The organism is Nocardioides sp. LHG3406-4 (assembly GCF_049897745.1).
In the GTDB taxonomy this organism is placed as follows: domain Bacteria; phylum Actinomycetota; class Actinomycetes; order Propionibacteriales; family Nocardioidaceae; genus Nocardioides.
The window spans coordinates 78,358-90,522 of the sequence record NZ_JAFCWV010000006.1 but is presented as its reverse complement, the minus strand read 5'-3'; the positions used below and the strand labels follow the sequence as shown (position 1 = coordinate 90,522).

The following is a 12,165-nucleotide window of genomic DNA, read 5'->3' as shown; positions in this document are numbered from 1 at the left end:
GGTGGACCCGGCCCGCCTCGTGCGAATCAGGGTCCTCCCCGATGGTGTCGGGGCCGGCGACGCCGCAGGCTGTGGACATGACCTCTTCAGACCTTCCTCCGCAGGGCGACGCCCAGCAGGGACCTCCCCCCGCAGCCCAGCCTGGAGCCCAGGAGGCTGCGCCCGGTGTCACGGCCGTCGACGACGGTCCGCGGGTGACCCGCGACGACATCACCGACCTGGGCCGTCTCCGCCGCTCTCGCACCGACCGCCACGTCGCCGGAGTCTCCGGCGGGCTCGCCCGGCACCTCGACATCGACCCGATCATCGTGCGGGTGGCCTTCGTCGTCACCGCGTTCTTCGGCGGTGCCGGGCTCTTCGCGTACGGCGCCCTGTGGCTGCTCGTCCCGGAGGAGGGTGAGGACCACGCGCCGGTCAACCTCGACGAGAAGGCACGCGGGGTCGCGCTGATCGTCATCGGCGTGCTCGCCGCGATCGCCCTGCTCGGCGGGACCTGGGGCGGCAACTGGTTCCCCTGGCCGCTCGCGCTGGTCGCGCTGCTGGCGTGGTTCATGCTGAACCGGCGCCACGAGCGCCGCATGCGGCACGGCACTGTCCAGCAGGGCTGGGTGCCAGCCGTGCCGACCGCCGAGCCGGCGCAGGCACAGGCACAGGCGAGCTCGTACGACGCGTCGTACTCGCCGCCGCAGTACTCCTACGTGCCGTCGCCGCGGCCGCGCGACCCGCGCAAGGGCGGGCCGATCCTCTTCTGGTTCACGCTCGCGCTGATCGCGCTGGCACTGGGCACCCTCGGGATCGTCCAGCTCTCCGGTGTCGACGTGGTCGACAGCGCCTACCCGGCGCTCGCCGTGGGCATTACCGGCGTGATGCTGGCGGTCGGTGCCTTCTGGGGCCGCGCCGGGGGCCTGATCCTGCTGGGCCTGCTGATCACGGTCCCGCTGGTCGTCACCACCGTGATCTCCAACATCGACGACCGCACCGTCGTCTACAGCCCGGACACCGCCGCCGAGGTGCAGGCCCGCTACTGGAACGACGCCGGTGAGATGACCGTCGACCTGACCGACGTGGCCGACCCGGACGAGCTGGACGGCCGCTCCGTGGTCATCGAGGGCGGCGCCGGCCGGATCAACGTCATCGTGCCGCCCGGCGTCACCGTGACGGCCGAGGGCACCGTCGACGGCCCCGGCTCGGTCGAGGTCTTCGGACAGGAGACCGGGGGGATCGACACCACGATCAGCGGCAGCCGCAGCGCCGGCGCGGACCAGCCCACCATCGACGTGGACGCCAAGCTCGGCGTCGGCCAGATCATCATCAGCCAGTGAGGAACGAGACCATGAGCACCGACATCACCACCGAGAGCACCACCTCCGGGTCGTCCACCGGGCGGCACCCGATCAACGTGGGCCACCTCGTGATGGGCATCGCCTTCCTCGGTCTCGCCGGAGTGTGGGCGGCGATCGAGGGCGACCTCATCGAGGGCGGCGACATCCGCTGGCTGCTGCCCGTGCCCTGGGTGCTCGGGGGCGCCGCCGGACTGCTCGCGATCGCCCTCGGCGGGCGTCGCCGGGCGGCGGCCGCCGAGCGGCCCGGCTACCAGGCGTACGCGGCCACGTATCCCACGCCGTACGCCGCGCCGTACTCCACGCCGTACTCCTCACCGGCCGCCTCACCGGCCGCTCCGGCAGGCGAGCCCGAGGCCGACACCACCAGCAGCCACACCGCACAGGACGAGGAGGACTCCCGGTGACCGGGCAGCCCGCACCGCAGAACAGCCAGTCGTACGTCCCACCGGCCACCGCACCGAGGCGGCGGCTCACCCGCAGCCAGGACGACCGGATGGTCGCCGGCGTCTGCGCGGGCCTGGCCCGGCACCTGGGCCTCGACCCGACGCTCGTGCGCCTGCTGACAGTGCTCGGCGTGGTCTTCGGGTTCGGGTCGGTGGCCATCGCCTACCTGGTCGCCTGGGTGGTGCTCCCCGAGGACTGAGCGTCGGCCGCCTTCCATGTAACGCGCAGTTATGACCACTGGGACCCCCGTAGACCGGGCGCCCAGTGGTCATAACTGCGCGTTACATGTGCGCGAGGTCCCCCACCACCGGGATCACCTGGTCCGGGTGGTCGGTGATCAGCCCGTCGACCCCGGCCGCCAGGTGGGCCCGCGCCTCGGCGGCGAGGTCGCCGTGCTGGCGCGGGCGGCCGGGACCGCGGAAGTTGACGGGCAGGTAGGCGTTCTCGGCGCGCAGCGTCCACACGTGCACGGTCAGCCAGTGCCGGTGCGCGTCGCGCACGAGATTCGAAGGAGAGCCGGTGCGGCCCGTGGCGTCGCGGGGCAGCACCAGGCCCTTCATCACGCCCAGGCCGTCGGCGTACTCGTCGACCCAGCCCAGCCCCTCGGGCGTGACCAGGTCGGCGTACGTGCGGCGGTCACCGACGGCCACGAGGTCGGCCGGGCGCTCGCGCCGTGCTCCCACGAGCTGGATCAACGGCAGCCGGCACTCCGTGGCCAGCCGGCGCAGGATCGTGGTCTCGAAGGCCATCACGCTGACACGCGACCGCGGATGGTCGAGGCCGTGGTGGGCGAGGTCGGCGAGCAGCGGCACGTCGAGCGGCAACCCCAGCATGTCGAAGTACGACGCGTGCTTGAGCTCGACCATCACGCCGACGCCGCGGCCCCGGCGTACCGACTCCGCCTGCACCATCGCCAGCACCTCGCTCAGCGTCGGCACCGCCTCGCGCCCGTCGTAGGAGGTGTTGGCGGAGCGGAGCTTCGGCAGCCGCTCGCGCGCCGTGAGCTGCTTGAGCTCGTCGAGCGTGAAATCCTCGGTGAACCAGCCCGTCAGGCTCTCGCCGTCGATCATCCTGGTGGTCCGCCGGTCGGCGAACCGCGGGTGGTCGGCGACGTCGGTGGTGCCGCCGATCTCGTTCTCGTGCCGGGCCACGAGCACTCCGTCACGGGTGGCCACCACGTCGAGCTCGATGTCGTCGACACCCATCCGGATGGCGGTGCGGTAGGCGTCGAGCGTGTGCTCGGGGCGGTGGCCAGAGGCGCCGCGATGGGCGACCACGGCCGGGGTCACGACCAGGCTGGTCTCGCGGCCGCGCGACGGCGCGAGCTGGGTGAGGGTCACCGCGCCAGCGTGGGCTGCCCCGACCACCGGGCGGTGACGCCGACATGAATGGGCGATGATGACGCGATGACGTCGACCACGCCTGCCCTGGGCTCCGTGACCACAGTGCCCGCTCTCGACCGGCCCGACCTGCTCGCACCCGCGGTGGCCGCGGCGCTCGACGGCTGGTCCGGCGCGGCCGGGGTGGGCGTCTTCGAGATCGACCCCGAGCTCGCCGACACGGCGGCTTGCAGCGCGGCGTACGACCTGCCGCTCGCCTCCGGCGCCAACTGCGTCGTCGTCTCCGGCCGCCGCGACGGCGAGGAGCGGGTGGCCGCGTGCGTCGTCCGCGCCGACACCCGTGCCGACGTGAACGGTCTCGTCAAGCGCACCCTCGACGTCCGCAAGGCCTCGTTCCTCGACATGGATCGGGCCGTGGCCGAGTCGGCGATGGAGTACGGCGGCATCACCCCGCTCGGCCTCCCGCCGGCGTGGCGCGTGCTGGTCGATGCCGGCGTGCTCGACCTCGAGGTCGCCGTGATCGGCTCAGGCGTACGCCGTTCGAAGCTGCTGCTGCCCGGCCGCCTGGTCGGCGAGCTGCCCGGCGCCGAGGTCGTCGAGGGCCTCGGCCGCTAGCCGCCCATCGGATCGCAGATCCCGTCCCACCACTAGATTGGCCCACCGTGAGCGACTCGCAGAGCGGCACCTGGTCGGCCCCGGGCCGGGTCAACCTCATCGGCGACCACACCGACTACAACGGCGGCTTCGCGCTGCCCTTCGCCCTTCCGTTGCGCACCACGGTCACGGCCGCCCGGCGCGATGACCGCACCGTCGCGGCGGGCTCGGTCGGTCACGACGCCATCGAGTTCGAGACCCCCGGGGAGCCCGGCGCGGTCGACGGATGGGGCGCCTACGTCGCGGGCGTGGCCTGGGCGCTCGCCGAGTCTGGCGTCGAGGTGCCCGGAGCGGACCTCGAGATCGCGACCGACGTGCCGCTCGGCGCCGGACTGTCGTCGTCGCACTCGCTGGAGTGCTCGGTCGCCCTCGCCCTGACCGGGCTGGCCGGCCTGGACATCGAGGCCACCGAGCTGGCGAAGATCGTGCAGCGCGTCGAGAACGACTACGTCGGGTCGCCGACCGGCCTGCTCGACCAGATGGCGATCCTGCACTCCCGCGCCGGGCACCTGAGCTTCTTCGACGCCCGGGCGCTGACCGTGGAGCCGGTCGAGTGCGACCCGGCGGCCGCCGGGCTCGAGCTCCTGGTCGTCGACTCGCAGGCCCCACATGAGCTGGTCGACGGCGCGTACGCCGAGCGGCGCCGGGCCTGCGAGGCGGCCGCTCGACGGCTGGGTGTGGAGACGCTGCGCGAGGTCGACGACGTCGGCGCCGCGCTCGATGCCCTGGCAGACGACCCGGAGACGCAGCGTCGCGCGCGGCACGTGCTCACCGAGAACCAGCGGGTGCTGGACTGCGTCGAGCTGGTGCGCGGCGGGCAGCTGGCCGACATCGGGCCGCTGCTGTCGGCCTCACACGCGTCGATGCGCGACGACTTCGAGAACACGGTGCCCGCGGTCGACCTCATCGTCGAGACCGCGGTCGAGGCCGGTGCCCTCGGTGCCCGGATGACCGGTGGCGGCTTCGGAGGCGCGGTGATCGCGCTCGTGCCCGTCGAGCGCCGCGCGGCGGTCGAGCGCGCCGTCACCACGGCCGCGCTGGGAGCCGGCCACCCGGCGCCGTCGTACCTCCCCGTCGTGCCCTCCCCCGGCGCCGGCCGAGACACCTGACCCGCCCCATGTAACGCGGTGTTATAGCCACTCCTGCGGGCCTGCAGACCCGCGCCAGTGGGCACAACACCGCGTTACATGAGCGGTGACGAGGCGAACCCCACTCGCCAGGAAAACCCATGGCAGGGCGACCGCCCACTCCGTAACGTTGGGGGGTGCGCCTACTTCCGCTCGACGACCCCGGCATCGCCGACCATCGCTCACCGGGGCGGTTCCTGTGGTGGCTCGCCAAGGGGCAGTGGCGCACCCTGGCCGGCGGGATGGCGTTCGGCGTCGTGTGGATGGGCGCGCAGGCGGTCATGCCCGCCGCACTCGGCCGCGCGATCGACAAGGGCGTGGCGGCCAAGGACTCCGACGCCCTGCTGAAGTGGGCGCTGATCATGCTCGCCATCGGCCTGGTGCAGGCGGTCAGCGGGATCATGCGGCACCGCTTCGCCGTGACCAACTGGCTGACCACCGCCTACCGCACGGTCCAGCTCGTCGGCCGCCAGGCCGTGCACCTCGGCGGCACCCTGCCGCGCAAGGTCTCGACCGGCGAGGTGGTCGCGATCGGCACGTCCGACCTCTCCCACCTCGGTCAGGTCATGGACGTCACGGCGCGCTTCGCCGGCGCCATCGTCTCGTTCCTGCTGGTCTCGGTGATCCTGCTGAGCACCTCGGTCACGCTCGGCCTCGTGGTGCTGGTCGGGGTTCCGCTGCTGATGCTCCCGGTGGGGCCGCTGCTCAAGCCCCTGCAGACGCGCAGCGCCCACCAGCGCCAGCTCATGGGCGAGCTCTCCAACACCGCCAGCGACATCGTCAGCGGCCTCCGGGTGCTGCGCGGCATCGGCGGCGAGCAGGTCTTCCTCGGCCGCTACCGCCGCCAGTCGCAGACCACCCGCCGGGCCGGCGTGGAGGTCGCGCGCGTGCAGTCCGTGCTCGACGCGCTCCAGGTCCTCCTGCCGGGTGTCTTCGTGGTGCTCGTGGTCTGGCTCGGCGCACGCTACGCCGTACAGGGCCAGATCTCGGCGGGTGAGCTGGTCGCGTTCTACGGCTACGCCGCCTTCTTGATGATCCCGCTCCGCACCGTCACGGAGTTCGCCAACAAGCTCATCCGCGGACGGGTGTCGGCTCGCCGCGTCTGCACCGTCCTGGCGCTGACCCCCGACTACTCCGGCCCTGCCGACCCGGCTCCGTCGCCGCCGACCGGCTCCGACCTGTACGACGCCCGCACCGGCCTGCTGATCGCCGCCGGCCGGATCACGGCGATCGTCTCGGAGCAGCCCGACGCGGCCGCCGAGCTCGCCGACCGGCTGGGCATGGCGCACGCCGAGATCGACGACGACGTCACCCTCGGTGGCGTACCGCTCACCCGGCTCTCCCGCGAGGAGGTACGCCGGCGCATCGTGGTCTCCGACACCGGCACTGCCCTCTTCTCCGGGCGCCTCGGCGACCGCCTCGACGTCACCGGCACCGGGGGCGAGGAGCGGGTGCGGCGCGCCCTGGCCACCGCGAGCGGCGACGACATCATGGACGCGCTGCCCGACGGGCTCGACACGGTGGTCACCGAGCGCGGCCGATCCTTCTCGGGCGGCCAGCAGCAGCGCCTGGTGCTGGCCCGGGTGCTCACCAGCGACCCCGAGGTGCTCGTGCTCGTCGAGCCCACCTCGGCCGTCGATGCGCACACCGAGGCCCGCATCGCGTCGCGGCTGCGCGCGCACCGGACCGGCCGCACGACCGTGATCACCACCAGCAGCCCGTTGATGCTCGACGCGGTCGACGAGGTCGCCTTCCTGGTCGACGGCCGGATCACGGCCACCGGCACGCACGCCGAGCTGCTGCGCGACCACCCCGGCTACCGCGCCACGGTGACCCGGGTCGCGGGCGCCGCCGAGGAGGTGGCCCGATGAGCACCAAGCTGCCCGTCGCCGACGGTCCCGCCGTACGCCGCTACGCCGTCCGGATCGCCCGCCGGCACCCCCGGATGCTGTGGGGCGCGCTCTCCCTGCACGTGCTCGCCGCGCTGGCCGCGCTCGCGGCCCCGCGCCTGATCGGCGACCTCGTCGAGGCCGTGGAGCAGGGCACCACGCTCGGCCACGTCAACCGGATCATCGCCCTGCTGGCCGGGTTCCTGCTGCTCCAGACGCTCGTGACGCGCTACGCGCGGCTGATCAGCCAGGTGCTCGGGGAGACCGTGCTGGCCGAGCTCCGCGAGGACTTCGTCGACAACGCCCTGCAGCTCCCGGTCGGGGTCGTCGAGTCGGCGGGCTCCGGTGATCTGCTCACCCGCACCAGCCGCGACGTCGACCAGCTGGGGTGGTCGGTGCGGTGGGCGCTGCCCGAGTGGACCATCGCCGTCGTCACCGCGATCCTCACCTTCGCGGCCGCGCTCAGCGTCGGATGGTGGGTGGTGCTGCCGTGCGTGATCGGCATCCCCCCGCTCGTGATCGGCCTGCGGTGGTACCTCGCCCGCGCCAAGGACGGCTACCTCCGCGAGAGCGCGACGTACTCGGAGATCAACGCGACCCTCACCGAGACCGTCGAGGGCGCGCGCACGGTCGAGGCGCTCGGGCTGGAGGACGAGCGGATCCTCCAGATCGACGAGGACTGCAGGGCGTCGTACTGGGCGGAGCGCTACACGCTCTACCTGCGCACCGTCTTCTTCCCGAGCATGGAGGTCTCCTACCTGCTGCCCACGGTCACCACGCTGCTGTTCGGTGGCTGGCTCTACACGCAAGGGACCGTGTCCCTGGGCGAGGTGACCACGGCGACGCTCTACGTGCAGATGCTGATCGATCCCGTCGACCGGATCGTGTCGATCCTCGATGAGCTGCAGATGGGCGCGGCGTCGCTGGCCCGCCTGCTCGGTGTCGCGCAGGTGCCCGACGACCGGGTGGCCACTGGCGCCCAGCCGGAGAACGAGAAGCTGGACGCCGACGACGTGCGCTTCTCCTACGTCGACGGGCGCGACGTGCTGCACGGCGTGTCACTGGACGTCGGGGTCGGCGAGCGGATCGCCATGGTCGGTCCCTCCGGCGCCGGCAAGTCCACCCTGGGCCGGCTGCTGGCAGGCATCCACCCGCCACGCACTGGCTCGGTCACCGTCGGTGGTGTCGGGCTGGTCGAGCTGCCGCTGGCGGACCTGCGCGGCCATGTCGCACTGGTCACCCAGGAGCACCACGTCTTCGTCGGGTCGCTGCGCGAGAACCTCGCGCTCGCCGCCCCGCCGGGTGCCGGGGACGCGCAGATCCGGGCGGCGCTCGACGCCGTGGACGCCCTCGACTGGGTCGAGGCCCTGCCCGACGGGCTGGACACCGTCGTCGGCTCCGGCGGCCGATCGGTGAGCGCCGCGCAGGCGCAGCAGATCGCGCTCGCCCGGCTGGTGCTGGCCGACCCGCACACGCTCGTGCTCGACGAGGCCACCTCTCTCATCGACCCGCGCGCGGCTCGCCACCTGGAGCGCTCGCTGGCCGCCGTACTCCACGGCCGCACCGTCATCGCCATCGCGCACCGCCTCTTCTCCGCCCATGACGCCGACCGGGTCGCGGTGGTCGAGGACGGCGTGATCTCGGAGTTCGGCTCCCACGACGAGCTGGTCGCAGCCGGTGGCTCGTATGCCGCGCTCTGGGACTCCTGGAACGGCGGCAGCGGGAGCTGACGCACCCGAGTCGCCGTTGTTGGAACGTTCGCGCAACCCGCGTTGCTGGAACGTTCGCGCCAACGAGGGCGGCCGTTGCTGGAACGTTCGCGCAACCCGCGTTGCTGGAACGTTCGCGCCAACGAGGGCGGCCGTTGCTGGAACGTTCGCGCAACCCGCCCTGGTACCAACGTTCCAGCAACGGCGCGGACCGGGTCTGCCGACCGGCCCACCCGCAAAGCCGCACGCAGGGCCGCACGCAGGGCCGCACGCAGGGCCGCGCGCAGGGTCACGCGGGGGGCACGCGAGGGCACGCACGGATACCCGGCCGACACCCAAGGTTGCGATTGTGACAGTGAAGGTGTCACGATCCGGGCATGAAGCTCTCCATGCCACTGATGTACTCCGGGAACCCCCGTGAGGCCGCCGACCAGGTGACCGCGCTCGAGCGGGCCGGGCTCGACACGGTGTGGGTGGCCGAGGCCTACGGCTTCGACTCGCCGACCCTGATGGGCTACCTCGCCGCGCGCACGGAGAAGGTCGAGATCGCCTCCGCGATCATCAACGTCTTCTCGCGCACCCCCGGCGCGATCCTGCAGACGGTGGCCGGCCTCGACAACGTCTCGGGCGGCCGCGCCATCCTCGGCCTCGGTGCGTCCGGACCGCAGGTGATCGAGGGCTTCCACGGCGTCCCCTACGACAAGCCGCTCGCCCGCACCCGCGAGATCGTCGACCTGGTCCGCCGCGGCCTGCGCCGCGAGACGCTGGTGCACGACGGCCTGTTCACCCTTCCCCTCCCCGAGGGCCAGGGCACCGGTCTCGGGAAGCCGCTCAAGCTGCTCACCCGCCCCGAGCGCACGAGCGTGCCGATCTACGTCGCCGCCCTCGGGCCCAAGAGCGTCGAGGGCGCGGCGGAGTACGCCGACGGCTGGCTGCCGTTCCTGTTCCACCCCGAGAAGGCGAGCACCGTGTGGGGCGAGGCCCTCGCGAAGGGCACCGCCAAGCGCCAGGAGGGGCTGGCACCGCTGGAGATCGCCGCCGGCGGCATGGTCGCCATCGGCGAGGGCCCCGAGACCAAGGCGCTCCTGGACTTCGCCCGGCCGCTGTACGCGCTGTACGTCGGCGGCATGGGCGCGCGGGGCAAGAACTTCTACAACGACCTCGCCTGCCAGTACGGCTACGAGAAGGAGGCCAAGGAGATCCAGGACCTCTACCTCGGTGGCAACAAGCGCGACGCCGAGGCGAAGGTCCCCCTGGAGTGGCTCGAGGCGGGCAACCTCGTCGGCCCGGCGTCGTACGTCAAGGAGCGCATCGCAGCCTTCAAGGAGGCCGGCGTCACCAACCTGCAGGTGAGTCCAGCCTCCGACGACCCGGCCGCCACCGTCGCCCAGGTCAAGGAGTGGCTCGAGTGACCCGCGCCGTCTTCGACGCCGAGCACGAGTCGTTCCGCGAGGCGGTCGGCACGTTCCTCGACAAGGAGATCGTGCCCCGCCACGCGCAGTGGGAGACCGACGGCGTCGTCGCCCGGGACGCCTGGACCAGGGCCGGCGCGCAGGGGCTGCTCGGACTCCAGCTCGAGGAGGAGTACGGCGGGGGCGGCACGCCCGACTTCCGCTACAACGCGGTGATCGGTGAGGAGATGGCCCGCCGCGGTGTGTACGGCGCGGCGTACCCACTCCTCAACGACATGATCGTGCCCTACTTCGTCGCGTGCGCGAGCGACGAGCAGAAGCAGCGGTGGTATCCGGGTCTCTGCTCCGGCGAGCTGATCGCGGCCATCGCGATGAGCGAGCCGGGCGCCGGGTCGGACCTGCAGGGCATCCGCACCGCTGCGGTCGACGCGGGCGACCACTACGTGCTCAACGGCCAGAAGACCTTCATCTCCAACGGCATCCTCGCTGACCTCGTCGTCGTGGTCGCGCGCACCGACCCCGACGCCGGCCACCAGGGCATCTCGCTGCTCGTCGTGGAGCGCGGCATGGCGGGCTTCGAGCGCGGCCGCAACCTCGACAAGGTGGGCCAGCACGCCCAGGACACCGCCGAGCTCTTCTTCTCCGACGTCCGCGTGCCGAAGGAGAACCTGCTCGGCGAGGCCGGCGCCGGCTTCGTCCACCTGATGACCAACCTGTCGCAGGAGCGTCTCTCGATCGCGGTCTCAGCCGCGACCGCCTGCGAGTCCGTCTTCGACGAGTCACTGTCCTACGCCAAGCAGCGAACCGCCTTCGGCAAGCCGATCGGATCCTTCCAGCACAACCGCTTCGTGCTGGCGGAGATGGCCACCGAGGCCCACATCGCGCGGGTCTTCGTCGACGACTGCCTGGCCCGCCACGTCCGCGGCGAGCTCGACGCCAAGACCGCGTCGATGGCGAAGTGGTGGACCACCGAGCTGCAGAAGAAGCTCGTCGACCAGGGCGTGCAGCTCCACGGCGGCTACGGCTACATGATGGAGTACCCCATCGCCCGGGCCTACGTGAACAGCCGCGTGCAGACGATCTACGGCGGCACCACCGAGATCCAGAAGGAGATCATCGGCCGCAGTCTCGGCGTCTGAGCCGTACCGCTAGCGTGCTGGCAGTGAGCACCCGGCTGGTCGAGCGCTTCGACGTACAGGCCCATCGCGGCGGCAGCGGGCTGGCGGCCGAGAACACGCTGACGGCGTTCGGTGCGGCACTCACCCTGGGCGTCTCGACGCTCGAGTGCGACGTGCACGTCAGCAGCGACAACGTGCTGGTGGTCTCCCACGACCGAGAGATCGTCTCCGGACCCCTCACCGGACGGCTCATCCGCCAGCTCACCCACGACGAGCTGCGCACCGTCGACGTCGCCGGCCTGCGCGCGGCCGACTTCCCCGACCGCCCGGTCGCCACCGGCCTCCTCATGCCGGAGTTCGCAGACGTGCTGGCGCTCCTCGACGAGCGCGGGGCCGACGAGGTCGGCGTCAACGTCGAGATCAAGTACGACGCCGCCGCGCCGGAGGCGGGTGCCCCGCGCGAGGTGTTCGTCGAGCTCCTCGTCGGCGCCATCCGGGACGCCGGACTGACGGACCGGGCATCGATCCAGAGCTTCGACTGGGGCGCCCTCGAGCGGGTGCGCAGGGCCGACTCGGACATGAGGCTCAACCTGCTCTTCAACCCGAAGTACCTCAAGGACGTCGGGTCGATGCCCTCGCCGTGGCTCGACGACGTCAGGCTGGCCGACCACGGCGGCGACCCGATCGCGACGGCGGCGGCGTTGGGGTTCAACGCCGTCTCGCCCATCCACGGCACCCCCTACACGTCGGGCATCGGGGTTCCGGGCTACCGGCCCCGGGTCACGCCCAAGCTGGTCGAGCACGCGCACTCCCTGGGCCTGCGGGTCGTGCCGTACGTCGTCGACGACCCCGCCACGATGGCGCACTTCGTCGACCTCGGGGTGGACGGGCTCATCACCGACTATCCCGACCGCCTCCGTGCCGTGCTCGCCGACCGGGGCGAGCGCCTTCCCACGGCGTACCCGCCCGGGTGATGCCCCGTCCGGCCTGACGACGAGCACACCCCTCCGGCACACGCCCAATTTGGGGGAAACACCGAGCGGGGCTCCGTATATCGGGCGGCGGAGTGACGGCTGCACGTATCAGGGGAAACCCCGATGCGTGATGTCGGTGGGTTCTGATGCACTAC

General features: G+C 72.2%; 11 protein-coding genes. 10 read left to right on the top strand and 1 reads right to left on the bottom strand.

Annotated elements, in window-relative coordinates; translation table 11 throughout:
• Positions 1-77 precede the first annotated feature (77 nt).
• Genes ACP7BP_RS19050 through ACP7BP_RS19040 form a run of 3 tightly spaced genes read left to right on the top strand, consistent with a single transcriptional unit; the run spans position 78 to position 1,986 of the window.
• Positions 78-1,322, top strand: a complete 1,245-nt coding sequence (locus ACP7BP_RS19050; protein ID WP_426246924.1) for a PspC domain-containing protein — start codon at positions 78-80, stop codon at positions 1,320-1,322.
• A gap of 11 nt (positions 1,323-1,333) precedes the next feature.
• On the top strand, positions 1,334-1,747 hold the full coding sequence (locus ACP7BP_RS19045; protein WP_426246922.1) for a hypothetical protein: 414 nt from the start codon (positions 1,334-1,336) through the stop codon (positions 1,745-1,747).
• Positions 1,744-1,986 carry a PspC domain-containing protein gene (locus tag ACP7BP_RS19040; RefSeq protein WP_426246920.1) on the top strand — a complete coding sequence of 81 codons (243 nt, stop codon included), beginning with the start codon at positions 1,744-1,746 and terminating at the stop codon, positions 1,984-1,986. Before ACP7BP_RS19045 ends, ACP7BP_RS19040 begins: the two co-directional genes overlap by 4 nt.
• 82 nt (positions 1,987-2,068) lie before the next feature.
• Here the strand turns inward: ACP7BP_RS19040 and ACP7BP_RS19035 are convergent, their stop codons facing one another.
• Positions 2,069-3,127 (bottom strand): glycerophosphodiester phosphodiesterase family protein, encoded by a 1,059-nt coding sequence (locus ACP7BP_RS19035; protein ID WP_426246918.1) that lies wholly within the window; start codon positions 3,125-3,127, stop codon positions 2,069-2,071.
• Positions 3,128-3,193: 66 nt separating this feature from the next.
• Between ACP7BP_RS19035 and ACP7BP_RS19030 the strand changes: the two genes are divergently transcribed.
• The 7 genes from ACP7BP_RS19030 (at position 3,194) to ACP7BP_RS19000 (ending at position 12,010) form a co-directional block, all read left to right on the top strand.
• Positions 3,194-3,742, top strand: a complete 549-nt coding sequence (locus tag ACP7BP_RS19030; RefSeq protein WP_426246916.1) for a YbaK/EbsC family protein — start codon at positions 3,194-3,196, stop codon at positions 3,740-3,742.
• Between the two features lie 47 nt (positions 3,743-3,789).
• Complete coding sequence (gene galK, locus ACP7BP_RS19025) at positions 3,790-4,890, top strand: galactokinase (RefSeq protein ID WP_426246914.1); 1,101 nt, start codon at positions 3,790-3,792, stop codon at positions 4,888-4,890.
• A 155-nt stretch (positions 4,891-5,045) separates the two neighbouring features.
• Positions 5,046-6,779: an ABC transporter ATP-binding protein gene (locus ACP7BP_RS19020; RefSeq protein WP_426246912.1), complete on the top strand. Its 1,734-nt coding sequence runs from the start codon at positions 5,046-5,048 to the stop codon at positions 6,777-6,779.
• On the top strand, positions 6,776-8,527 hold the full coding sequence (locus tag ACP7BP_RS19015; RefSeq protein WP_426246910.1) for an ABC transporter ATP-binding protein: 1,752 nt from the start codon (positions 6,776-6,778) through the stop codon (positions 8,525-8,527). Before ACP7BP_RS19020 ends, ACP7BP_RS19015 begins: the two co-directional genes overlap by 4 nt.
• Before the next feature lie 356 nt (positions 8,528-8,883).
• On the top strand, positions 8,884-9,918 hold the full coding sequence (locus ACP7BP_RS19010) for an LLM class F420-dependent oxidoreductase (RefSeq protein ID WP_426246908.1): 1,035 nt from the start codon (positions 8,884-8,886) through the stop codon (positions 9,916-9,918).
• A complete protein-coding gene (locus ACP7BP_RS19005; protein WP_426246906.1) occupies positions 9,915-11,057 on the top strand; it encodes an acyl-CoA dehydrogenase family protein in 1,143 nt (380 codons plus the stop codon). Before ACP7BP_RS19010 ends, ACP7BP_RS19005 begins: the two co-directional genes overlap by 4 nt.
• Positions 11,058-11,080: 23 nt before the next feature.
• The gene (locus tag ACP7BP_RS19000) at positions 11,081-12,010 is read left to right on the top strand and encodes a glycerophosphodiester phosphodiesterase family protein (protein ID WP_426246904.1); all 930 of its coding nucleotides are present in this window, start codon (positions 11,081-11,083) and stop codon (positions 12,008-12,010) included.
• Positions 12,011-12,165 lie beyond the last annotated feature (155 nt).